This is a genomic window from Streptomyces sp. NPDC090083 (genome assembly GCF_044747445.1).
Classification (GTDB): Bacteria; Actinomycetota; Actinomycetes; order Streptomycetales; family Streptomycetaceae; genus Streptomyces.
Map to the genome: position 1 here is coordinate 33,077 of NZ_JBIVED010000013.1, position 22,932 is coordinate 56,008.

The window sequence follows — 22,932 nt, forward strand, 5'->3', positions numbered from 1 at the left end:
GGTTCCGTGGACGACGGCGGAGCTGTGGACAACCCGATCACTCGAACGGGTGAAGTCGGCCCCGTTTCAGGCCTGTTCGGCCAGGTTGTCCCCAGCCCGTTCGGCCACCGAGGACGGGTCGTCGAGGACGGCCCGCACGATCGAGTGCGCGGCGCCCAGCAGCGGACCCTCGGGTCCCAGTCGCGACACCGAGACCGGACAGGCGGGCCCTGCCGTGCGGCGCGCCAACTCGGCCTCCAGCGACGGCAGCAGCCATGGCGCGAGCCCGGACAGCGCGCCGCCCAGCACCACCAGTTGCGGATCGAGCAGGTTGACCGCGCCGGTCAGCGCGATGCCGAGCGCCGTACCGGCTTCGTGCAGAGCCCTTCGTACCGCTTCGTCGCCGTCGGCGGCACGGGACGCGAGCAGACCGACCCGGTCCCCGCCGGGCTCCAGCCCCGCGGCACGGAGCACGGCCTCCTCGCCCGCGTACTGTTCGAGGCAGCCGCGCCCGCCGCACGCGCACGCCGGCCCGTCGGGACGCACCGGGACATGACCCAACTCGCCCGCGAATCCACGTGTTCCGCGCAGCAGCCCGCCGTCCACCACGACGGCGGCGCCGATGCCGATCTCGGCCGACACATGCAGGAAGTCGCGTGGCGCGGTTTCCCCCAGCCAGAGTTCGGCGAGGCCGCCGAAGTTGGCCTCGTTGTCCATGGTGGGCGGCAGTTCGGCGGGCAGCAGGGCGCCGAGATCCGTGTCGTGCCAGTCGAGGTTCGGAGCCCGGACGACCGTCCGCCCGTCGCGTGCCACCAGACCGGGCACGGCGACCGCGAGCCCGGCCGGCCACAGCCCCTCCGCGTCCGCCTCGGCGACTACCTGCCTTACTAGCGCGGTGAGTTCGGCGAGGACCGGCTCGGGGGAGCGGCCGCGGTTCACGCCGTGTCGCACGGCACGCGCGCGTATCTCGCCGCGCAGATCGACGGCGCAGACCGCGAGATGGTCGACGCCGATCTCCGCGCCGATCCCGGCGGGACCGCGCCCGCTGACGGCGAGCGCGGAGCCGGGGCGGCCCACCCGGCCGGGCCGCTCGGGGCCCAGCTCCTCAAGGAGTCCCGACCGGATCAGCTCGTCCACCAGTGTCGACACGGCCGCGCGGGTCAGCCCGATGCGTGAGGCCACGGCCGCGCGCGAGAGCGGGCCCTCGGCGCGCACCGTGTGCATCACGCGCGCGAGGTTGCGCCGGCGCATGCCCTGCTGGGTGTCGGGCAGCGCGCGGCCCGGCCCGGCGGGATGCGCCTCGTGCAGCGGTGCGGTCATGCCTCCGTCAGTCCTCGGTCGATTGCGGGTCAGCGGGCGTCCGTCCCCCGTGCGAGCAGCGGAGCCGCGTCGGAGAGTACCCCGGAGATCCTGGCCAGCGTCGCCTCGTCGCGCTCCACGGCCTCCAGCACCGGCCCTGCGGCCGTGTTCCAGCGCCGCGCCACCGCGGCCGGGTCCTCACCGGTCAGCAGGCCGGCGGCCTGCGCGGCGGCGCCGAGCGCGACCAGCTCCTTCGCCTCGGGCACCTGCACCGGACGCCCCGACAGCCGTCGTACGGTGTCCTGCCAGGCGGTGCCGCGAGCGCCACCGCCGATCAGCAGCAGGGGCGCGGTGCGGTCCGCGTCCTCGTCGAGGACCAGGTCGAGCGCCCCCAACAGGGCGTGCACGGCGCCGTCGTAGGCGGCCTGGAGGAGCTGGCCGCCGGTGGTGTCGTGGCGCAGGCCGTGCAGCAGACCCGAGGCGTTGGGGAGGTTCGGGGTGCGCTCACCGTCCAGGTACGGCAGCAGGGTCACCGCGGTGCCGGGCTCCACGGCTTCCCGGTCCAGGCCCAGCAGGGCCGCGACCCGGTCGACGGCGAGGGTGCAGTTCAGGGTGCAGGCCAGGGGCAGCCAGTCGCCGTGCGCGTCGGCGAAGCCCGCGACCGTGCCGGACGGGTCGGCGGGGCGGTGCTTCGAGACCGCGTACACCGTGCCCGAGGTGCCTAGGCTCAGCACGGGATGGCCGGGGCGCAGCCCGAGACCGAGGGCGGCGGCCGCGTTGTCACCGGTGCCGGGGGCGACAAGCGTGCCCTTGGAGAACGGCAGGTCAAGGCAGTCGCGCACCGTCCCCGCCACCTCGCCCGGCCGCACCACCCGGGGCAGCATCGCCGGGTCGAGCCCGACGTGCCGCAGGATCTCCTCGTCGTACGACTCGGTCCCCGACGCCCACCAGCCCGTACCGGAGGCATCGCCCCGGTCGGTGGTGCCCTGCCCGGTGAGCCGCTCCGTGAGGTAGTCGTGGGGGAGGCGTACGGCCGCCGTGACGCGCACCGACTCCGGCTCGTGCTTGGCGAGCCACGCCCACTTCGTGACCGTGAAGGAGGCTCCGGGCACGCTGCCGGTGCGCTCCGCCCAGGCCTTCGGACCGCCCAGTTCCTCGATCAGCCGGGTGGCCTGCGGCGCCGAACGCACGTCGTTCCACAGCAGCGCGGGACGTACCGGCTCGCCCTGGGCGTCCAGGGTGACCAGTCCGTGCTGCTGGCCGCCGATCGACACGGCCGCCGCCTCGTGGGCCGCGTCCCCGCACTGGCGCAGTGCCTCGCACAGGGCGTCCCACCACTGGCGGGGGTCGCTCTCGCGGCCCGCGCCCGAGGAGACGGTGTGCGGCGCCTGGCCGCTCGCGACGATCCGTCCGGTGGACACGTCGACGACCAGCGCCTTCGTGGACTGGGTGGACGTGTCCACGCCGACGACGAGCGGACCCTCGGCTGCTGACATCGGGCTCTCCCTGGTTTTTTCCGCGGCTCTGCGGGCTCTGACCTGCTGTTTTCAAGGCTTTCCGGGGTGCGGTGACCTGTACCCCACTCCTTCAGGGACATGTTGTCCCTTCCCAGAGCTGCGTGTGCATACTAATTTGTAAACCGCCATGACGAAATAGTCGCAGCGAAGCAACAAGGAGCCGCGTCATGAACTACCAGCCCACCCCCGAGGACAGGTTCACCTTCGGCCTGTGGACCGTCGGCTGGCAGGGAAGGGACCCGTTCGGCGACGCCACCCGCCGCGCCCTCGACCCCGTCGAGACGGTGCAGCGCCTGTCCGAGCTCGGCGCCCACGGTGTGACCTTCCACGACGACGACCTGATCCCCTTCGGGTCCTCGGACACCGAGCGCGAGTCGCACATCAAGCGCTTCCGTGAGGCCCTCGACGCGACCGGCATGAAGGTGCCGATGGCGACCACCAACCTCTTCACGCACCCGGTCTTCAAGGACGGCGCGTTCACCGCCAACGACCGCGACGTGCGCCGCTACGCCCTGCGCAAGACGATCCGCAACATCGACCTCGCCGCCGAGCTGGGCGCCGAGACCTACGTCGCCTGGGGCGGCCGTGAGGGCGCCGAGTCCGGCGCCGCCAAGGACGTGCGCGTCGCCCTCGACCGCATGAAGGAGGCCTTCGACCTCCTCGGCGAGTACGTCACCGACCAGGGCTACAACTTGAAGTTCGCGATCGAGCCCAAGCCGAACGAGCCCCGCGGCGACATCCTGCTCCCCACCGTCGGCCACGCTCTGGCGTTCATCGAGCGCCTGGAGCGCCCGGAGCTCTACGGCGTCAACCCCGAGGTCGGCCACGAGCAGATGGCCGGGCTCAACTTCCCGCACGGCATCGCCCAGGCCCTGTGGGCGGGCAAGCTCTTCCACATCGACCTCAACGGCCAGTCCGGCATCAAGTACGACCAGGACCTGCGCTTCGGCAACGGCGACCTGCGTGCCGCCTTCTGGCTGGTCGACCTCCTGGAGAGCGCCGGTTACGCCGGTCCGAAGCACTTCGACTTCAAGCCGCCGCGCACCGAGGACCTCGACGGTGTGTGGGCGTCGGCCGCCGGCTGCATGCGCAACTACCTGATCCTCAAGGAGCGTTCTGCCGCGTTCCGTGCCGACCCGGTGGTCCAGGAGGCGCTCCGCGCCTCGCGTCTGGACGAACTGGCGCAGCAGACCGCGGCGGACGGCCTCAAGGCGCTGCTCGCAGACCGCTCCGCGTTCGAGGACTTCGACGTCGAGGCCGCGGCCCAGCGCGGCATGGCCTTCGAGCAGCTCGACCAGCTCGCCATGGACCACCTCCTGGGCGCACGCGGCTGACCGCACGCACGCGTGCGTCACTCGCGAGCCCATTGGTGCACGTGATGTGCCGTTCGTGACCGACCCCCGCGCGGAATGCTCCGGAATCATGCGATCCACGGCATGAGCCCGTATCAACCACCGCGCGGGGGTCGCGTCATGACCTCTGTGCGGCGACTCTGGACGGTATGGCCATGCCGCCCGTACCGCCTCGACCGCCAGGGCCACCCGGCGCCGCCCCGCCTCCTGGAGGCGGCTTCGGACCACCACCTCCAGGAGGCTTCGGTCAGACGTCAGGAGGGGACCACGGGGGCTACGACCCGCCTCCGCGTCGGCGTCCCCGACCGCTGTTCGTCCTGCTCGCCGTGATCGTGGCCGCCGGAGCCGTCGCCACCGTCGTACTGATGGCCTCCGGAGGACACGACTCCCCGGACAACAAGACGCCCGCGACGAGCAGTTCGAGCACGAGCCGCGGCCCGTCCCTCACCCTCCCGACGAAACTCCCCACCAGCCTGCCGACCAGGCTCCCGACAACGCTCCCGTCGAACTTCCCCTCGGAGCTGCCGAGCGAGGTCCCCAGCGACATCGAGTCCCTGCTTCCCTCCCTGTTCGGCTAGCCGCTCCGGAGGCCGACGCGCACTCAGATGCCGCGCGGCAGCCTCAGGTACACCACGGTCGTCTCGATACCGCTGTCGACCAACCGCCCCTGCGCGTCGAACGCGCCCGCGCCGTCCGTCATCCCGAAGTCGTTGTCGTTCACGAGGGCGAGCGTGTCGTGATCCACGCGCGCGATGCCCTCGATCTTCTGCGGCACCCCGGAGACGGTCCCCAGGTCGACGACCAGCTTCTTGGCCAGCACCGGGACACCCGAGGCGGCGGGGTCGTCGAGCTGCTCCAGCGACGGGGACGTCGTGTCGTCGTCGTAGCGACCGCCCAGGATGTTCGACCGCCGGTCCAGCTTCACCACCTGCAGCCGGGCCGCCTTGTCCGTGCGCTCCTCGACCAGGAGCCGGTCGCCGCCCAACGCGACCACGGAGGAGATCTTCAGCTCGGAGGTGTCGTCCTCGCCGGGGTCGACCACGTTCACCGGGTCGAAGCGGTACGCGTACTCCGCCGTGACCGCCCTCTTCTTCGTGGAGAAGCGCAGCAGACGGGTGGTGAGCGAGGCGTCACCGGCATCCCCGTCCGGCAGCGACAGCGGGCTCTGCAGGGCCATCACCAGGTCACCGCCGGGCAGTTGGGCCAGGCCCTCGAAACCGCGGTTGATCTTCCGGTGCAGCAGGACCGCCGGCAGCGACTCCACCACCGGGTAGTCGGCGCCCGTCAGACGCAGCCCCTTGGGCACGTACCGCGTGAGTACCTTCCCGCGCGCGGAGACATGCACCAGGGAGGGCCCGTACTCGTCGACGAGCCAGAAGGAACCGTCCGCGGCCCGCACGACGCCTTCCGTGTCGAGCCCGTTCGGGTCGTACGACAGTGCCGTCTGCGCGTCGTAGGAGTACGGCGCCTCGTCGCGTCCCTGCTGGTTCGGCAGTCCGGTGACGGCCTTCCCGGAGGACGTGGTGATCGGGAGGGCGTCCAGGACCTTGACGGTGTTCCCGGAGACACGGATCTTCACGATCGCCGGGTCGAAACCGGGCACGGGGAAGGTGCGGCGCTTCGTCCCGCTCACCTTGATCTGACCGTTGGGCCCGCGGTCGGTGACCGTCCAGTACTCGCCCTTGCGGCCCGCCGGGTAGATGTCGCTGCCGAGGCCGCCGAGGTCCACGCCCCGGTCGTCGGCCACCGTCCCCGGCAGCAGCGCGTTGCTGAACGCGCCGAGCGGGATGTCGCCGAGCGTCGCCGTACGCGTGACATGGGGCGCCTGGACCTTCGCGGGGGCCGCCCCGGCCGTGCCGGCCGCCACGAGGGCGACAGCCACGGCGAGCGGGACACCTGCCGCTACGGGACGACGGACGCTGCGCCGGACGATGGCGTGCGGGGACATCGGGCCTCCTGAGGACAAGTTCGCTGACAGCGGCCAGAGTTGGTCCTCACGCGGAACGGTGTTCGACGGCGAGGTGAATCAGGGGTGTCGGCCGCTTGTCGGGCGGACGCGGCACGGGCGGCGGGCGGCGTTCCCCATGGAGGAGAGCCCGGACTCATGCGCAGCTGCCACCATGGGGTCTCAAGCGACTTGAGGGCCATGGGGGTTGGCGTCCTCGGGACGGGGAGTGCCGAACCACCTGGGGAGCTTGGCGAGCAGGTCCTCCTGGTCGTCGCCGACCCATGCCACGTGACCGTCCGGCCGGAGAAGCACCGCGGGCACGTCCAGTTCCTCGGTGTCGTCGACCACGTGGTCGACGCGATCCGCCCAGCCCGTGACCGAGAAACGGCCGGTCCTGTCGAGCAGGAGACCTCGGCCGGTGTGCATCAACCCGTAGAGGCGGCCGCGCTTCAGCTGTACGTCCCGTAGGCGTCGGCCGAGCAGGTCATGACCGTCCCCGAAGTCGTAGCGGATTCCCACGGCAGTGATCATCTCGGTCACGTACGTGTTCACCTCCTCGAAGTCCATGAGCGTCGAGAACAGCTCCCGTAGTGCCGTCGCGCCCGGATCGGTCCCCAGGAGCGTGATCTGTGCGCGAGTGTTCGCGATGACGCGGGCGCCCACCGGGTGTCGTTCCGCGTGGTAGCTGTCCAACAGCCCTTCCGGGGCCCAGCCATTGACCGCGGCGGCGAGCTTCCAGCCGAGGTTGAACGCGTCCTGCACACCGAGGTTGAGGCCCTGCCCGCCGGTCGGCGGATGGATGTGGGCCGCGTCGCCCGCCAGCAGGACCCGGTCGACCCGGTAGCGCTCGGCCTGCCGGGTGGCGTCGCCGAACCGGGACATCCAACGCGGCGCGTGCACACCGAAGTCGGTACCCGCGACGGCCTTCAGCCGCCGCCTGAACTCGTCGAGGGTCGGTGTGGACGTGCGGTCCTCGGCGACGCCGTCAGCGGGCACGACGACGCGGTACACGCCGTTCTCTCCGGGACTGACGCCGAACCTCAGCTGGGTCTTGCGGACCTCCTCGACGACGGCGGCGATCGTGGCCGGATCCTCGGTCGCCTCCATCTCGCCCAGCAGCGTCTCGACCGTCGCGGGCTCGCCGGGGAAGCCCACGCCGAGCAGCTTGCGCACGGTGCTCCGGCCGCCGTCGCAGCCGACGGCATAGCGCGCCCGCAGCTGCGAACCGTCCGCCAACCCGACGGTCACCCCGTCCTCGGTCTGACTCAGCCCGACCACTTCGACGCCGCGCCGGATCTCGGCGTCGAGTTCGACGGCCCGCTCGGCGAGCAGCCGCTCGGTGACCGGCTGCGGGGTGGCGACACCGTAGGGATGAGCCGTGTCCAACCGGTCGGGCCACGGCTTGATGATGCCCCCGAAGAGGCCGCCCACCTGGTACTTCTCGCTGACAGAGAGAAACCGGTCGAGAAGACCGCGCTGGTCCATGATCTCGACACTGCGCGCGTGCAGCCCCTGCCCACGGGACTCCCCGGTCGGGCCGGTCAACCTCTCCACCACGACCACCTGCACGCCGTGCAGTCGCAACTCGCAGGCAAGCATCAAGCCGGTCGGTCCGCCACCGACCACGATTACGTCGATCATCAAGAACGCCCATCCCACGAGGTTGGAATCCGATGGGCCACTTCGTGGACCTGCACAGCACGATCTCTCGTTTCCGCAGGTCCTGGCCCCGGCCGGACATTTTGCGGCACGACCGGGGCCTTGCCGCAAGCCCCTGGGTGAGCTATACCTTGGGTGTGGCGAGGAGTCCGTGAACTCCTCGCCTTTCGTGTTTTCCGGGTCGTTCCGCAGGCCCGATGGCTGGCGATCCGGTCGGTGAGGGTGTCATCAACCCCCCCTCCGCGGATCCGGCTTTCCCCCGTGCGGACACGGGTGGTGCCGTCATGGTCGCGAACGGTCACCGATTCGTACGTTTGCTCAGGTCAGCCCCTTGCCTTAGAGACCCGGAGACCGGCCATGTCCCAGACCACCGCAGTCGTCGGCGCATACGATCACGATCCCGGGGATGCCGTAACGGCGCCCCCAGGGAGCGAGTTCGCGCCCCTCCTGCGCACGGTCAAGGGCCGAGGACTACTGGAGCGGCGATACGCCTGGTACGCACGCTGTATCGCCGCCAACGCCCTCGCGCTGGCCGGGATCGTCACCGGCATCGTCCTGATCGGCGACTCCTGGCTGACGCTGCTCCTGGCACCGCTGCTCGCCGTGTTCGGCGCACGTACGGCCTTCATAGGCCACGACGCCGGCCACGCGCAGATCGCAGGCAGCAGGACCGTCAACCGGGTCATCGGACTGATCCACGGCAACCTGCTGCTGGGGATGAGCTACTCCTGGTGGAACGACAAACACAACCGCCACCACGCGAACCCGAACCACATCGACAAGGACCCGGACGTCGTCGCCGACATCCTCGTCTTCACCGGCGAGCAGGCCAGGCACCGTTCCGGATTCCGCCGCTGGCTCACCCGCAACCAGGCCTGGCTGTTCTTCCCGCTCACGCTGCTCGAAGGCGTCGCCCTCAAGGTCCACGGCTTCCAGGACCTGCGGCGCCAGCCCCGCCGGGAGCGGACCGTCGAAGGCGCCCTTCTGGTGGGCCATGTCGTGGCCTACGCCACCCTGCTGCTCATGTCGATGTCCCCGGGGAAGGCACTCGCGTTCGCCGCGTTGCACCAGGCCCTCTTCGGCCTGCACCTGGGTCTGGCCTTCGCGCCCAACCACAAGGGCATGGAGATGCCCGACCCTGACGGCGAGCGATGGGGTCATCTCCGCCGGCAGGTGCTCACCTCACGGAACATCCGCGGCAGTGTCCTCACCGACTGGCTCCTCGGCGGCCTCAACTACCAGGTCGAACACCACCTCTTCCCGAGCATGCCGCGTCCCCATCTCCGCCGGGCACAGCCCCTGGTGCGCGCTCACTGCCAGGATGTGGGTATCCCCTACGTGGAGACAGGGCTCGTCGACTCCTACCGGCAGGCCCTGCGTCACCTCCACGAGGTGGGAGAGCCGCTGCGGATGGAGTGACGGAGTACGGAGTGACGGAGTGACGGAGCCGTCGGTGGCCCGGTACCAGTAGGGGAAGCGCCTCAGGGATGTATCAGGGTCGCGATCCGGAACTGTGCGGAGCGCGAACCCGTTTTCAGATCAGAGAGCGGCTGCGGCCGCGGAGGAGGCGACACATGTCGAAGAACGCGAAGATCGCCGTAGGAGGTGTGGCGGTCGGACTGATCCTGTTGATCTGGCTGCCCTGGTGGGTCTCATTCCTGATCGTCGTGGGAGTGCCGACGGCCGCATATCTGACGCTCGACCCCTCGCAGCGGCGCAGGCTGCGCCGCGTGGCAGGCAAGGAGATCGGGCGCTGACGGAGCACCGATGCCCTACGGCGGTGTCGCCCGGGGCACGAGAGCGGAGCATGTCGCCGCCCGCGGGACTGCCGAGAGCAGCCGCGTGGGCGGTGCTCGGCCGAGGGCTCGCCTCAGGCTGAGGAGGGTGCCGACCTCAGGCGGTCCTGGACGGCTGACTGCCGACTGTCGTCTTGGCTCCGGACGGGCTTGAGCCAGAACTCGTCGGACCCATGCCGGGCAGTTCGCCCGAGGCCTCGCGCGCCAAGGCTCAACTCGGGCGTACGGCCAGCTTGTCGAGTGCTTCCAGGAGTCCGGGGAGTTCGGGGCCCCGGCCCACCGGCAGGACCTCGCCGGGTTCGTCGTCGAGCAGCACGAACGCGATGTCGTCGGTCCGGGCCACGAGCGACCAGCCGGGGCCGTCGGCCCGCAGGGTGCGGGCGTCGCCGGGGGCGAAGGACGATCTGACGCGGCCGAGGGGTGGCGGGGCGTCGATGTAGGCGCGGATCTCGCTCAACACCCGGCGGACCCCGCTGTGGCTCGGCCGAGGGCCTTCTGCGGGGCTGCTGTCCGCGCCACCGGTGTCGGTCGACGGCGTCTTGTCGGCCTGATCCGTCCGGCCTGCCGTGCCGGGCTCGTTCGCGTCCCGCGACCCGACCGCTTTCTCCGCCTCGTCTGCTGTCCGCGACCCGTTCGACGCCGCCGTGTCCTCTGATTCCTCCGATTCCGCCGACTCGTCCGTCTCGGACGCGGTGTCCGAAGCGGCTTCGGAGACGCTTTCGGAGGCGCCCTCGGCGGGTGTGCCCGCGTTCGTCTTCGAGTCGTCGGCGGTCTCGTCCTGCGTCGAGAAGGTCGAGTCGTCGATCTGCTCCCGCCAGGTGGCCCACTGGAGCGCGATCTCGTCGGCGCCCAGGCGTCGTTGTGCCGGACCCCAGGTGGTGGTGTCCGGCGGGGCCAGCGGTGGTCTGTCCACGAGGTCGGGGTCCGGATCGTGCGGCGCGGGCACGTTGGGCGCGGCGACGGCGACCGCGAGCGGCCAGCCCGGCAGGGCGGCGACCACCGTACGCTCGCTCGGCGACAGGTCGTACTCCATGCCGCAGTCCCAGGACGCGATGGCGACCGCGACCAGGGACACGTCGTCGATGACGACCGTCCACCGCGACCCGTCGCCGTCCTGGCCGAGTACCAGCCCGTACCCGTCGGCGAGCGGTGCCATCCCGAGCGCCGCACAGGCCTCCGGGTAGTCGTCGCCCAGCACGCTCGGGAACTTCGCCGGTGTCAGCAGCACCGCCGTGAGCACATAAAGCGCATCGTCCTCGGCGGCGACGGCCGCTTCATCCGTGTCGGCCATCCCAGCCTCCCCATCGTTCGTCCAACCGCGCGCACCCTAGTGTGCGCGGAAGCCGCTTGTCACGACTCCCAAGTACACCCGGAGCTGCAGTTTTCCGCCTGGACGGGGCGAAATGACCATCGGTAACCCGAACTGTCAGGCCGCAGGGAGCCCGAGAAGGGCGCGGGCCACCGTCCGGGGCGACTCGTCGCGCTCCCTCGCGAGCGCGACGACGGCCCGGCACGCCAACTCGCTGACCCCGAAGGAGAGGGCCTCCGGCGACACCCACCCAGCGGCCTCGTCGAGGCGTTCCTGGTCGTCCTCCGCGCGGGCCGAGACGTAGACGGCGGCGGCCTCGAAGAGGTTGTGCGGGCGCCGCTGCGGGTCGCCGCTCGCTTCCGGGCGCGTGGAGGAGAGAAATCTGGCAAAGGCCTTACGGGGCCTGTCGAACATGCTGACCACCTTCTCCCTGCGTGCGTTCCGTCGCCGACCGTTCATCCACCGCCACCCAACGTAGAGTTGGAGTTGCGGCGACAGAAGGGGGACGGCACGGTGAAGCGCGCCGGTCGGTCACCGTGGCGGAAGATGCTCGCAGGCTCTTCCGGATAGGCGCACCGGAGCCGTAGGGCGGCGCCCGCTCGGGTGGTGGGGCCGAGGTGTCCGGCGAAGGCGGGGCCCGCGTGCGGGTCAGTCCTCGCGTACGGCGAGCGCCAGGAAGCGGGAGTCCTCGTCGGCGTACGACGTCATGCGCCACCCTGAACCGGCCAGCAGGGGGCGGAGATTGGGCTCCGCGCGGAGGTCGTCCGGTGTGATCCGGCGTCCCTGGCGGGCGGCCAGCGCGGCCCGGCCGATCGGATGGAACAGGGCCAGCGTGCCGCCGGGGCGCACCACGCGCGCCAACTCCCGCAGGTTCGCCTCGGGTCGCGGCAGGTGCGCGATGAGGCCCGCTCCGAACACGGCGTCGAGCGACGCCGACCTCAGCGGCAGCGCGGCCACGTCGGTGAGCAGCAACCGCCCCTCACGGTCGCGTCCGGCCCGTACGGCGGCCTCCAGCATGGCCGGGGTGAGATCGGCCCCGAGCACCACTCCGGACCGCCCCACGGTCGCACGGAGCGGCGGCAGCGCGCGCCCCGTGCCGCAGCCCGCGTCGAGCACGCGGTCTCCCTCGCGCAGGCCGAGTTCGGCGACAGCGGCGGCGTAGGCGGGGCCGTCGTCGGGGAAGCGGCTGTCCCAGTCGGCGGCGCGTGCGCCGAAGAACTCCTGGACATGCGTGTGGTCGTCGCTCATGGTCGGCATGATCCCTCACGGACACGGATGGCGCTTCGGCGCACACGTTCGAGCGTCACGCGGTCGTTCCGACGCCTCTCCGCGTCATATTGCGACGCCTTTCGAAATGCGCCCCCTTTGTGCCTCCATGTCCCTACTAGCGTCCCCTGGTCATGGGACACCTGGACCACGCCACCTTCGGCTGGCTGACCCCCGTGCTGTCGTACGTGATGGCCTGCATGGGAGCCGCGCTCGGGCTGCGCTGCACCGTCCGCGCGCTCGGCGCCACCGGCCGCTCGCGCCGCAACTGGCTGATCACCGCGGCCTCCGCGCTCGGCACCGGCATCTGGACCATGCACTTCGTGGCCATGCTCGGCTTCGGCGTCAGCGGCACCGACATCCGCTACGACGTGCCGTTGACGATGCTCAGCCTCCTCGTCGCCATGGTCGTCGTCTGCGCGGGCGTCTTCGCGGTCGGCTACGGCCGCGGCCGGGGCCGCGCGCTCGTCCTCGGCGGCCTCACCACCGGACTGGGCGTCGCGAGCATGCACTACCTGGGCATGGCGGCGATGCGGCTGCACGGACATGTGAGCTACGACCCGATGCTCGTCGGACTCTCCGTCCTCATCGCCGTCGTCGCGGCGACCGCGGCCCTCTGGGCGGCCCTCAACATCAAGTCGCCCGTGGCGGTCGCCGCCGCCTCCCTCGTCATGGGAGCGGCCGTCAGCAGCATGCACTACACCGGCATGTTCGCGGTGCGCGTGCACGTCACCCCTTCCGGGGCGGTCCTGCCCGGCGCCACGGCGATGCAGTTCATCTTTCCCCTCGCCGTGGGCCTCGGGTCGTACCTGTTCCTGACCTCGGCGTTCGTCGCGCTGTCGCCGTCGACCGGGGAACGCCAGGCCACCGCCTCGGCTCGGCGGACGGTCGAGAGCGTCGCCCGCTGACCGTCCGTCGCCGACACCGCACGACCCCGAACCACCGAGCGAGGAGGCCATGCGCACCCCCCGAAGGACCCCGAGAGCCGGCGCCGATACGCCACCCGTGCGCGGTCGTCGCGCGCATGCCGGACCACCCGCCGACGAACTCTTCGACGAGCCCCTGGACGCCCCGCCGGAGGACATACCCCCGCGCGCGGGACGATGGCGGATGCGGCCCCGCACCGTACGGGCCAAGATCGTCTGCCTTCTGATGGTGCCGGTCGTCTCCCTGCTCGCCCTGTGGGCCTACGCCACCGTCAGCACCGCCCAGGACGTCTCCCGGGCACGTCAGTCCCAGCGCGTGGACGCCGAGGTGCGCAGCCCCGTCGCGGCGGCCGTCGCGGCGCTGCAGGCCGAGCGGTCGGCCGCCGTGCGCTACGCCACCGACCCCGAGGCCGAGCAGAGCGGTGACCTGAGGAGGCTGGCGGCGAACACGGACCGCGCGGTCGCCCGACTGCGGCTCGGCGACGACAACACCGTCGCCGACGGCGAGGAACTGCCCGCCGGAGTCGGCCGGCGCCTGGACGCCTTCGTCACCGGAGCCGAGCGACTGCGCCCGCTGCGGGCCGACGTGCTCGCCCACCGCGCGGGATGGGACGAGACGTACGGGCAGTACACGAACACCATCTCGGCGGCCTTCGCTGTGGGCGGGGCGCTCTCCGGCATCCAGAACACCGAACTCGGGTCCGACGCGCGCGTGCTCCTCGAATTCTCCCGGGCCGGGGAATCGCTGTCCCAGGAGGACGTGATGCTCGCCGGAGCCCGTCTCGAAGGCCGTCTCGACGGGAAGCGGCTGAGGGTGTTCACCGGAGCCGTCGACACCCGCCGTACCCTCACCGAATCCGCTGTCGCGGATCTGTCCGGCTCCGAACGCGCCGCCTGGCGGACGCTCGCGGCCACCAGTGACTACACCGCGATCGGCACTGTCGAGGACAGGGTTCTCGACGCCGGCTCGGGGACCCGGGCTGTCGCGGCGGCTCCCGAGTCCACCTGGAACAGCGCGCACGCACGCGTGCAGAACGGCATGAGCGCCATCGAGGCGGACGGCGGCGGGGGCATGGACAGTGCCGATCCGTTCACCCAAGGGCTGCTCTCCTCTGCCGGTGCCGCCGTGCTGCTCGGTCTCGCCGCCGTCGTCGCGTCGCTCGTCATCTCGGTACGCATCGGACGCGGTCTCGTCATCGAACTTGTAAGTCTGCGCAACGACGCCCTGGGGATCGCCCGCCACAAACTCCCCGAAGCCATGCGGAGACTGCGCGCGGGGGAGGAGATCGACATCCGCGCCGAGGCCCCGCCCGGGCCGCCCGCGGAGGACGAGACCGGACAGGTCGCCGAGGCACTGGGCACCGTGCACCGCGCCGCCCTGCGGGCCGCCGTCGAACGCGCCGAACTCGCCAGCGGCGTCTCCGGGGTCTTCGTCAACCTCGCTCGCCGCAGCCAGGTCCTGGTGCACCGTCAACTCAGCCTGCTGGACAGCATGGAACGCCGTTCCGAGGACCCGAACGAACTGAGCGACCTCTTCCGCCTCGACCACCTCACCACCCGTATGCGACGGCACGCCGAGAGCCTGATCATCCTCTCCGGAGCGGCACCCGGCCGGGCCTGGCGCATGCCGGTCTCCCTGACCAATGTCGTCCGCGCAGCCGTCTCCGAGGTCGAGGACTACGCGCGCGTGGAGGTACGCCAACTCCCCGAGGCTGCCGTAGTCGGCGCGGCCGTCGCCGACCTCACACATCTCCTCGCCGAACTCGTGGAGAACGCCGCCCAGTTCTCGCCGCCGCACACGCGCGTGCGCGTCACCGGCGAACCCGTCGGCAACGGCTACGCCGTGGAGGTCGAGGACCGGGGCCTGGGCATGGGAAAGGAGTCCCTGGGCGATGCCAACCGCCGCATCGAGCAGTCCGAGACCCTCGACCTCTTCGACAGCGACCGGCTCGGCCTCTTCGTGGTCAGCAGGCTCGCCGCTCGCCACGGCATCAAGGTGCACCTGCGGACCTCGCCCTACGGGGGTACGACGGCCGTGGTGCTCCTGCCGACCGCGCTGCTGCACGGCGGCGCCCTGGAACGTGCCCCGCGCGCGGCGGCCGAGGACCCGCAGCGCGCAGCGGAACGCGAGTACGCGCGTGTGCCGACCGCACCCCAGCACCAGGAGTCCGTCCCGGCCCCGGCCGACCGGCCCGCCCTGGCGGCCTCCGCACGGGCCGCGGCGGCCTCGGCGAACGACACCCCGCCCCCTGGAGTGACCGCCTTGCGACTGCGCCGCCCGCCCGAGGACAGCGAAGGGCCCGAAGAGAGCGACGGCCTCCCGCGCCGCGTACGCCAGGCGCACCTCGCTCCCCAACTCCGCGAACAGCCCACCGGGGAAAGGGAACAGACGCCAGCCGCCCCGCGCGACGACTACCGCACCCCGGAGGTCGTACGGGACCGCATGGCGGCCTACCGCGACGGCTGGACGCGCGGCGGCGGCAGACAACCGGGCCGCGGCGCCGCCCCAGGCCCCGCGACGGCCGGAGACAGCAGTGAAGGAGACCTCGCGTGATCCAGGACCCGAGCATGAGCGCCACCCAGCGATCCGGTGAACTCGACTGGCTGCTGGACGACTTGGTGCTGCGCGTCGGCGAAGTGCGGCATGCCGTGGTGCTGTCCAACGACGGCCTCGCCGTCGGCGCGTCGACCGACCTCGCGCGCGAGGACGCGGAACACCTCGCCGCGGTCGCCTCCGGATTCAACAGCCTCGCCAAGGGCGCCGGGCGGCACTTCGGTGCCGGGGGAGTGCGTCAGACGATGGTGGAGATGGACGACGGGTTCCTGTTCGTGGCCGCGGCCGGAGACGGCTCGTGCCTCGCCGTCCTCACCGCCGTCACGGCCGACATAGGCCTGGTGGCGTACGAGATGGCACGGCTGGTCAAGCGCGTCGGCGAGCACCTCTACACGCCTCCGCGCGTGGGTGCGCAGCCACCCGTCGCCGGATGAGGCGAGAAGGCGGTCCGCTCCGATGACCGAGGACACGACCGGCGACCGGCGCGAACCGGGCAGCCAGTGGTACGACCAGGAGGCAGGCCCTCTCGTCCGCCCCTACGCCATGACGGGAGGACGTACCCAACCAGGCTCTACGGGAGTGCGTTTCGACCTGATCGCGCTCGTCACGCTGGACACGGGCGCGCCCGGCCTCGACGAGGACACCGGGCTCGGACCCGAGCACCGGGCGCTCATCGACCTGTGCCGCCCGGAGACCCAGTCCGTCGCCGAACTCGCTGCAGGAGCCGACCTCCCCCTGGGAGTCGTCCGGGTGCTCCTGGGCGACCTCCTGGAACTCGGCTGCGTCACCGTCAGCCGACCGGTGCCGCCCGCGCAGCTTCCCGACGAACGGATTCTGCGCGAGGTGATCGAGGGACTGAGGGCACTGTGATGAAACATCAGAAGCACGCGGACGTATACGGCACCGACTTGTGCACCCTTTCGCGCACCGAACAGGTACGAGGCGGTCGCATCAGGCACAAAGCGGTCCACCCGCGCGGAGCGGGGCCGTACTTGCCACGATGCACACCTATGGACGCCGAGCGTCGCCGGCACTCCCGAGAGAAGTGATCGATGGTCTCCGAGCACTCCGACGCCCAGGGCGGCGACACGACCGCCCTGGCGTTGAAGATCCTGGTCGCCGGTGGGTTCGGCGTGGGCAAGACCACCATGGTGGGCGCGGTCAGTGAGATCAGGCCGCTGCGCACCGAGGAACTGCTCAGCGAGGCGGGCCAGTTGGTGGACGACATCGGCGGTGTCGATCAGAAGGTCACGACGACCGTCGCCATGGACTTCGGCCGTATCACCATCAGGTCCGGCCTCTCCCTCTACCTGTTCGGCACCCCGGGGCAGGACCGCTTCTGGTTCCTGTGGGACGAGCTGTCGCAGGGTGCCCTGGGGGCCGTCGTCCTCGCGGACACCCGGCGACTCGAGGACTGCTTCCCCGCGGTCGACTACTTCGAGCACCGGCGCATCCCGTTCGTGGTGGCGGTCAACTGCTTCGCGGGCGCCCGCAGTTACGGCGCCCTCGACGTCTCCCGCGCTCTGGACCTCGACCGGGGGACACCGGTCGTCCTCTGCGACGCCCGTGACCGCGACTCCGGGAAGGAGGTGCTGATCCGGCTCGTCGAGTACGCCGGGCGGATGCACACCGCCCGGTTGCTCGACTCGGTGGGCTGACCGGCAGCGGTCCTCAGTCCGCTACGTTCTTCTGCGCCAGGACCTTGTCCACCGTGACACGGACGAGGAGTTCGCCCGGTACCCCGTTGCGGGCGCCGAACTCCTCTGCGCGCTCCTCGCCCATGTACCGTCCCCCGATGCGGGCCGCCCAGTGCCGGAGTTGGGCCGGATCCTCCGACAGGTGGGCCCGCCCCTGGATGATCACGAAGTCGAAGGGCGGCCGATCGTCGTCCACGCACAGGGCGACTCGCCCGTCACGGGCAAGATTGCGCCCTTTTACCGTTTCCTTCGCGGTGTTGAACACCACATCGTCCCCGTCCAGCAGGAACCAGATGGGCGCCACATGTGGGCTCCCATCGGCGCGAACGGTCGACAGCTTGCCGGTGCGGGTGCCGTGCGAGACGAACGCCCGCCATTCCTCGTCGGTCATCTTCTGTGCCATGCCCCCATCCTCCTTGCTCGGGCGACGGACGTGGGGAAGGCTGACGGGAGATCGGAGTGACGTCACACGGGGAGGCCATGGCATGGCGCAGAACCAGGGACTGAGCTGGATGCTGGACGACTTGACCGAGCGTGTCGAGCACGTGCGCCACGCCCTGGTCCTGTCCAACGACGGTCTGGTGACGGGCGCGAGCACGGGCCTGCGCCGCGAGGACGCGGAACACCTCGCCGCCGTCTCGTCCGGACTGCACAGCCTCGCCAAGGGCTCGGGCCGCCACTTCGGCGCGGGCGGGGTGCGGCAGACGATGATCGAGTTCGACGACGCCGTCCTGTTCGTCACCGCGGCCGGCAGCGGCAGCTGTCTGTGCGTCCTCAGCGGCGCGGACGCCGACATCGGCCAGATCGCCTACGAGATGACACTGCTCGTCAACCGCGTCGGCGAACACCTCGCCGTGGACGCCCGGCAGCCCGAGCGAGCCCCCGTAACAGACCTCTGACCTGCGAATTAGTCGACCACCGCAGAGTTATCCACAGGCCTGCCACAAGATCCGCCGCAGCGGTTACGGTTTGTTCATCGCGAACGCACACAGCGTGAGCACCGAACTCCGCGGGGGAGAACGACCATGGCAGGAAACACCATCACCAAACCGTCCGACCTCTCGCGCACGCCGAGTCGCGCGGCACGTGAACTGGGCCTGAAGCGAGGTGATTTCGACCTCGCCGTACACCTCGGACGCATCCGCACCATGCCCGACGAGGAGGGTGGCGGCCGACGCGTCACCCGCGCCGAGATCGACCGACTGCGCTCGGCGCCCGGGTTCCCCGACAGCCTCGTCGAAAGCGTCAGGACCGTGGGCACCACGGACGGCGCGGCCCTCATGGAAGTCACCTCCGCCAGGTTCACCCGCCTCGCCCGGCTGGGACTGGTGGTGCCGGTGAAGTTCTACCTGAACCGCTATCGCACCGTGGTCTGGCTCTATCTCGCCGAAGAACTAAGGCAGTTCGCGGCCGACAAGAACCACACCTCACTGCTCAACGGCCGCACGCCCGAGCGCCTGCGCGACCAACTCCGGGAGGGCCTGGACCTACGGCCCCGCAACTGGCGAGGACGACATCTAGGCTTCCTGCTCCACCAGGCCGCCGACCCATGGGAGCGCGCCGGAGCCCTGGCCGCGCTGCTGGACCCCGTCCAGGTATCCGAAATCGTCCAGGACCCCTACGAGCGTGCCCACTTGAACCGCTTCCGACCCGACCCCCCGGCCCACGGGGCTCCCGGCTCAGCCGCCGCCCACCTCGCCGAGCGGATCATGACAGCGGACGACCCGGACGAGATCGGCTGGCTGCGAGCGGATCTCACGCAGGTGCTGGCCGAGGCACGGAGCCATCGCCCCGCGCCCCGACCCACCGGCGAACTGGCCGTACCCCGGCCGACCGCCGAGGTACCCATGCCCTGGCCGACCGCCGAAGCGACCCCACCGCGGCCTTCCCTGAGCGAGCGCCGGTCCGAGCCGACGCCGCCGGAACCCGACCCGACGCCGAATGCCGAGCCAACATCCGAACCCGAGCGCTCACGAGGCATGTTGAGGTGGCTGCGCCGCAGCAGCGCATGAGAGGCGAGGCGCCAGCACGTCGGCCGCGGCGACAGCGACCGGCCCAGGAAGAGCTGCGGCGCACACGCCACGAGAGGCGGCGGCACGCGTGAACCGCGGAGCACACGCACCCACTACAGCGCTCTGAACAGCCCTTCCTGGACGACCGAGACGAGCAGGCGCCCCTCCAGGTCGTAGATGCGTCCGCGGGCCAGCCCGCGGCCACCCGTGGCGATCGGGGACTCCTGGTCGTACAGGAACCACTTGTCCGCACGGAACGGCCGGTGGAACCACATGGCGTGATCCAGCGAGGCCATGTCGAAGTTCCGCGGTCCCCAGAGGGGTTCGACGGGGATCCGGACCGCGTCCAGGAGCGTCATGTCGCTGGCGTACGTCAGCGCGCAGGTGTGCACCAGCGGATCGTCGCCGAGCGGCCCGACCGCCCGCATCCACACCGCGCTGCGCGGCTCGGCGTCCTTGACCTCCTCGGCGCTCCAGCGCAGCCCGTCCGCGTAGCGGATGTCGAAGGGCTGACGGCGTGCCATCCGCTCCAACTGCTCGGGCAGCTCGCCCAGATGGGCCCGCACCTCCTCCGACACCGTCGGCAGGGACTCCGGGTCCGGGACCTCGCGGGCCGGCAGCTGGTGCTCGAAAGGACCTTGCTCAGGCTTGTGAAAGGAGGCGGTGAGATTGAAGATCGTGCGGCCCTGCTGCACTCCGGTGACCCGGCGGGTGGTGAACGACCGGCCGTCCCGCACCCGCTCCACCTGGTACACGATCGGCACGCCAGGGCGGCCCGGGCGCAGGAAGTACGCGTGCAGCGAGTGCACGGGCCGGTCGCCCTCCGTGGTGCGCCCCGCGGCGACCAGCGCCTGGCCGGCGACCTGGCCGCCGAAGACCCGCTGCAGGGACTCGTGCGGGCTGCGGCCACGGAAGATGTTGAGCTCGATCTGCTCCAGGTCGAGCAGGTCGACGAGCCGCTCTGCCGGGTTCGTCGGGTGGCTTTCTCCTGTGCTCACAGCTGGCCGACGTCGGTGACACGGACGACCGCACGGCCCTCGGTGTCGGAGGCCGCGAGGTCGATCTCCGCGCTGATGCCCCAGTCATGATCGCCGTTCGGGTCGGCGAAGATCTGCCGCACGCGCCACAGGCCGTGCTGCGGCTCCTCCTCGATGAGCAGGAGCTTGGGCCCGCGGGCGTCGGGGCCGGTGCCGAGGTCCTCGTACTCGTCCCAGTACTTGTCCATCGCTTCGCCCCAGGCGTCCGCGTCCCAGCCGGCCTCGGCGTCCATCTCGCCCAGTTCATCGACGTTGTCGAGGGCGGCGAGTTCGACGCGGCGGAACATGGCGTTGCGCACCAGGACCCGGAAGGCGCGCGCGTTCGCGGTGACCGGCTTGACCTGGTCGGCCTTCTCCTGGGCCTCCTCGGCGGTCATCTCCGCAGGGTTGGCCAGCTGCTCCCACTCGTCCAGCAGGCTGGAGTCGACCTGGCGCACCATCTCACCGAGCCAGGCGATCAGATCCTCCAGGTCCTCGGACTTGAGGTCGTCCGGGACGGTGTGGTCGAGGGCCTTGAAGGCGCCGGCGAGGTAGCGCAGCACGATGCCCTCGGTGCGGGCCAGCTCGTAGTAGGAGGTCAACTCCGTGAAGGACATGGCCCGTTCGTACATGTCGCGGATCACGGACTTCGGCGACAGCGGATGGTCGCCGACCCACGGGTGGCTCTTGCGGTACGTGTCGTACGCGTGGAAGAGCAGCTCCTCCAGCGGCTTGGGGTAACTGACGTCCTGGAGGCGCTCCATGCGGTCCTCGTACTCGACGCCGTCCGCCTTCATCGCGGCCACGGCCTCACCGCGCGCCTTGTTCTGCTGGGCGGCGAGAATCTGGCGCGGATCGTCCAGCGTGGACTCGACGACGGACACCATGTCCAGGGCGTACGACGGGGATTCGGGGTCCAGCAGTTCGAACGCGGCGAGGGCGAAGGTCGACAGCGGCTGGTTCAGCGCGAAGTCCTGCTGCAGGTCGACCGTGAGGCGCACGATGCGGCCCTCGGCGTCCGGGGTGTCGAGCTTCTCGACGATGCCGCCGTCCAGCAGCGAGCGGTAGATCGCGATCGCGCGCCGGATGTGCCGCAGCTGCTGCTTGCGCGGCTCGTGGTTGTCCTCCAGGAGATGCCGCATCGCGTCGAAGGCGTTACCGGGACGGGCGATCACCGACAGCAGCATCGTGTGCGTGACCCGGAAACGGGACGTGAGAGGCTCCGGCTCGGAGGCGATGAGCTTCTCGAAGGTGCCCTCCGTCCACCCGACGAAGCCCTCGGGCGCTTTCTTGCGGACGACCTTCCGGCGCTTCTTCGGGTCGTCGCCCGCCTTCGCGAGCGCCTTCTCGTTCTCGACGACGTGCTCCGGGGCCTGGGCGACGACGAGCCCCGCCGTGTCGAACCCGGCGCGTCCGGCGCGGCCCGCGATCTGGTGGAACTCACGGGCACGCAGCGTGCGCACCCGGATGCCGTCGTACTTGGCGAGGGCCGTGAACAGCACCGTGCGGATGGGCACGTTGACGCCCACCCCGAGCGTGTCCGTACCGCAGATCACCTTCAACAGGCCCGCCTGCGCGAGCTTCTCCACCAGGCGCCGGTACTTGGGCAGCATGCCGGCGTGGTGGACGCCGATGCCGTGCCGCACGTAACGGGACAGGTTGCGGCCGAACTTGGTGGTGAAGCGGAAATTGCCGATCAGCTCGGCGATCTGGTCCTTCTCCTCGCGCGAGCACATGTTGATGCTCATCAGCGCCTGCGCCCGCTCGACGGCCTGCGCCTGGGTGAAGTGCACGATGTAGACCGGCGCCTGCCTGGTCTCCAGCAGCTCGGTCAGCGTCTCGGTGAGCGGGGTCAGCTTGTACTCGTAGGACAGAGGCACCGGCCGGGTCGCCGAGCGGACCACCGACGTGGGGCGCCCGGTGCGCCGGGTGAGGTCCTCCTCGAACATCGCGACGTCGCCGAGCGTGGCCGACATCAGGATGAACTGGGCCTGCGGCAGTTCGAGGATCGGGATCTGCCAGGCCCAGCCGCGGTCCGCCTCGGCGTAGAAGTGGAACTCGTCCATGACGACCTGGCCGACGTCCGCGTCCTTGCCGTCGCGCAGCGCGATCGACGCGAGGACCTCCGCGGTGCAGCAGATGATGGGCGCGTCCGAGTTGACGGACGCGTCACCGGTCAGCATGCCGACGTTCTCGGTGCCGAACATCTTGCACAGCTCGAAGAACTTCTCCGAGACCAGCGCCTTGATCGGGGCGGTGTAGAAGGTGACCTCGTCCCGGGCCAGCGCGGCGAAGTGCGCACCGGCGGCGATCATGCTCTTGCCGGAGCCCGTGGGCGTCGACACGATCACGTTCGCACCGGAGACCACCTCGATCAGCGCCTCCTCCTGATGGGGGTAGAGCGTGAGACCGCGCTCCCGGGCCCACGACTCGAAGGCTTCGTAGAGGGCGTCGGGATCTGCGGTCGGCGGCAACTGGTCGATGAGGGTCACGCCCCCATCTTGCCTGTCCGCCCGGCCGATGGGGGAATCGGCTGCGAGGACGAAGATCGCTACCGCTACGCTGTGTCGCCGACAGAGTGTCAGGGCGTCCGAGCAACTGA

General features: G+C 70.8%; 21 protein-coding genes. 11 read left to right on the plus strand and 10 right to left on the minus strand.

Features of this window, described 5'->3' with window-relative positions:
- Positions 1-66 precede the first annotated feature (66 nt).
- Complete coding sequence (locus ACIPTO_RS34885; protein WP_401198742.1) at positions 67-1,299, minus strand: ROK family protein; 1,233 nt, start codon at positions 1,297-1,299, stop codon at positions 67-69.
- A gap of 29 nt (positions 1,300-1,328) precedes the next feature.
- Positions 1,329-2,774, minus strand: coding sequence for a xylulokinase (xylB, locus tag ACIPTO_RS34890; protein ID WP_401198744.1), 1,446 nt, complete (start codon positions 2,772-2,774; stop codon positions 1,329-1,331).
- A 188-nt stretch (positions 2,775-2,962) separates the two neighbouring features.
- On the opposite strand from xylB, the gene xylA reads away from it, so the two are divergent.
- Together xylA and ACIPTO_RS34900 are read left to right on the plus strand one after the other, a co-directional pair.
- A complete protein-coding gene (gene xylA / locus ACIPTO_RS34895; RefSeq protein ID WP_266774371.1) occupies positions 2,963-4,129 on the plus strand; it encodes a xylose isomerase in 1,167 nt (388 codons plus the stop codon).
- Between the two features lie 344 nt (positions 4,130-4,473).
- Positions 4,474-4,725 carry a hypothetical protein gene (locus tag ACIPTO_RS34900; RefSeq protein WP_401198746.1) on the plus strand — a complete coding sequence of 84 codons (252 nt, stop codon included), beginning with the start codon at positions 4,474-4,476 and terminating at the stop codon, positions 4,723-4,725.
- Between the two features lie 23 nt (positions 4,726-4,748).
- On the opposite strand, the gene ACIPTO_RS34905 is transcribed toward ACIPTO_RS34900, so the two are convergent.
- Together ACIPTO_RS34905 and rox are read right to left on the minus strand one after the other, a co-directional pair.
- Positions 4,749-6,095 carry an esterase-like activity of phytase family protein gene (locus ACIPTO_RS34905; RefSeq protein ID WP_401198748.1) on the minus strand — a complete coding sequence of 449 codons (1,347 nt, stop codon included), beginning with the start codon at positions 6,093-6,095 and terminating at the stop codon, positions 4,749-4,751.
- Between the two features lie 180 nt (positions 6,096-6,275).
- Entirely contained in the window at positions 6,276-7,736 is a 1,461-nt protein-coding gene (gene rox, locus ACIPTO_RS34910; protein ID WP_401198750.1) for a rifampin monooxygenase, read from the minus strand.
- Between the two features lie 375 nt (positions 7,737-8,111).
- On the opposite strand from rox, the gene ACIPTO_RS34915 reads away from it, so the two are divergent.
- Positions 8,112-9,173 carry a fatty acid desaturase family protein gene (locus tag ACIPTO_RS34915; protein ID WP_401198752.1) on the plus strand — a complete coding sequence of 354 codons (1,062 nt, stop codon included), beginning with the start codon at positions 8,112-8,114 and terminating at the stop codon, positions 9,171-9,173.
- 155 nt (positions 9,174-9,328) lie between these two features.
- Positions 9,329-9,511, plus strand: coding sequence for a hypothetical protein (locus ACIPTO_RS34920; protein WP_043668661.1), 183 nt, complete (start codon positions 9,329-9,331; stop codon positions 9,509-9,511).
- 250 nt (positions 9,512-9,761) lie between these two features.
- Here ACIPTO_RS34920 and ACIPTO_RS34925 read toward each other — a convergent pair whose 3' ends face one another.
- From ACIPTO_RS34925 to ACIPTO_RS34935, 3 genes are all read right to left on the minus strand, one after another.
- Positions 9,762-10,841 carry a hypothetical protein gene (locus tag ACIPTO_RS34925; RefSeq protein ID WP_401198754.1) on the minus strand — a complete coding sequence of 360 codons (1,080 nt, stop codon included), beginning with the start codon at positions 10,839-10,841 and terminating at the stop codon, positions 9,762-9,764.
- Positions 10,842-10,976: 135 nt separating this feature from the next.
- Entirely contained in the window at positions 10,977-11,273 is a 297-nt protein-coding gene (locus tag ACIPTO_RS34930) for a hypothetical protein (RefSeq protein ID WP_366320603.1), read from the minus strand.
- 234 nt (positions 11,274-11,507) lie between these two features.
- Entirely contained in the window at positions 11,508-12,107 is a 600-nt protein-coding gene (locus tag ACIPTO_RS34935; protein WP_401198756.1) for a class I SAM-dependent methyltransferase, read from the minus strand.
- A gap of 152 nt (positions 12,108-12,259) precedes the next feature.
- Between ACIPTO_RS34935 and ACIPTO_RS34940 the strand changes: the two genes are divergently transcribed.
- The 5 genes from ACIPTO_RS34940 to ACIPTO_RS34960 all read left to right on the plus strand — a co-directional run bounded on the left by ACIPTO_RS34940 (position 12,260) and on the right by ACIPTO_RS34960 (position 17,263).
- On the plus strand, positions 12,260-13,033 hold the full coding sequence (locus ACIPTO_RS34940; protein WP_401198758.1) for an MHYT domain-containing protein: 774 nt from the start codon (positions 12,260-12,262) through the stop codon (positions 13,031-13,033).
- A gap of 49 nt (positions 13,034-13,082) precedes the next feature.
- Positions 13,083-15,605: a nitrate- and nitrite sensing domain-containing protein gene (locus ACIPTO_RS34945; RefSeq protein WP_366320597.1), complete on the plus strand. Its 2,523-nt coding sequence runs from the start codon at positions 13,083-13,085 to the stop codon at positions 15,603-15,605.
- Positions 15,602-16,039, plus strand: coding sequence for a roadblock/LC7 domain-containing protein (locus ACIPTO_RS34950; protein WP_366320595.1), 438 nt, complete (start codon positions 15,602-15,604; stop codon positions 16,037-16,039). The genes ACIPTO_RS34945 and ACIPTO_RS34950 overlap by 4 nt, the downstream gene beginning before the upstream one ends.
- A gap of 22 nt (positions 16,040-16,061) precedes the next feature.
- Positions 16,062-16,475 carry a DUF742 domain-containing protein gene (locus ACIPTO_RS34955; protein WP_401198760.1) on the plus strand — a complete coding sequence of 138 codons (414 nt, stop codon included), beginning with the start codon at positions 16,062-16,064 and terminating at the stop codon, positions 16,473-16,475.
- A gap of 182 nt (positions 16,476-16,657) precedes the next feature.
- The gene (locus tag ACIPTO_RS34960) at positions 16,658-17,263 is read left to right on the plus strand and encodes an ATP/GTP-binding protein (RefSeq protein WP_366320591.1); all 606 of its coding nucleotides are present in this window, start codon (positions 16,658-16,660) and stop codon (positions 17,261-17,263) included.
- A 13-nt stretch (positions 17,264-17,276) separates the two neighbouring features.
- Here the strand turns inward: ACIPTO_RS34960 and ACIPTO_RS34965 are convergent, their stop codons facing one another.
- Positions 17,277-17,705: a PPOX class F420-dependent oxidoreductase gene (locus tag ACIPTO_RS34965; protein WP_366320589.1), complete on the minus strand. Its 429-nt coding sequence runs from the start codon at positions 17,703-17,705 to the stop codon at positions 17,277-17,279.
- Positions 17,706-17,787: 82 nt separating this feature from the next.
- Here ACIPTO_RS34965 and ACIPTO_RS34970 point away from each other — a divergent pair, with 82 nt between their 5' ends.
- Both ACIPTO_RS34970 and ACIPTO_RS34975 read left to right on the plus strand, forming a co-directional pair.
- Positions 17,788-18,201 (plus strand): roadblock/LC7 domain-containing protein, encoded by a 414-nt coding sequence (locus tag ACIPTO_RS34970; protein ID WP_366320587.1) that lies wholly within the window; start codon positions 17,788-17,790, stop codon positions 18,199-18,201.
- Positions 18,202-18,327: 126 nt separating this feature from the next.
- Complete coding sequence (locus ACIPTO_RS34975) at positions 18,328-19,314, plus strand: DUF6397 family protein (protein ID WP_401198763.1); 987 nt, start codon at positions 18,328-18,330, stop codon at positions 19,312-19,314.
- A gap of 113 nt (positions 19,315-19,427) precedes the next feature.
- Here ACIPTO_RS34975 and ACIPTO_RS34980 read toward each other — a convergent pair whose 3' ends face one another.
- Positions 19,428-20,312: an acyl-CoA thioesterase gene (locus tag ACIPTO_RS34980; protein WP_401198765.1), complete on the minus strand. Its 885-nt coding sequence runs from the start codon at positions 20,310-20,312 to the stop codon at positions 19,428-19,430.
- A complete protein-coding gene (locus tag ACIPTO_RS34985) occupies positions 20,309-22,822 on the minus strand; it encodes a DUF3516 domain-containing protein (protein ID WP_366320581.1) in 2,514 nt (837 codons plus the stop codon). Before ACIPTO_RS34985 ends, ACIPTO_RS34980 begins: the two co-directional genes overlap by 4 nt.
- Between the last annotated feature and the right edge of the window lie 110 nt (positions 22,823-22,932).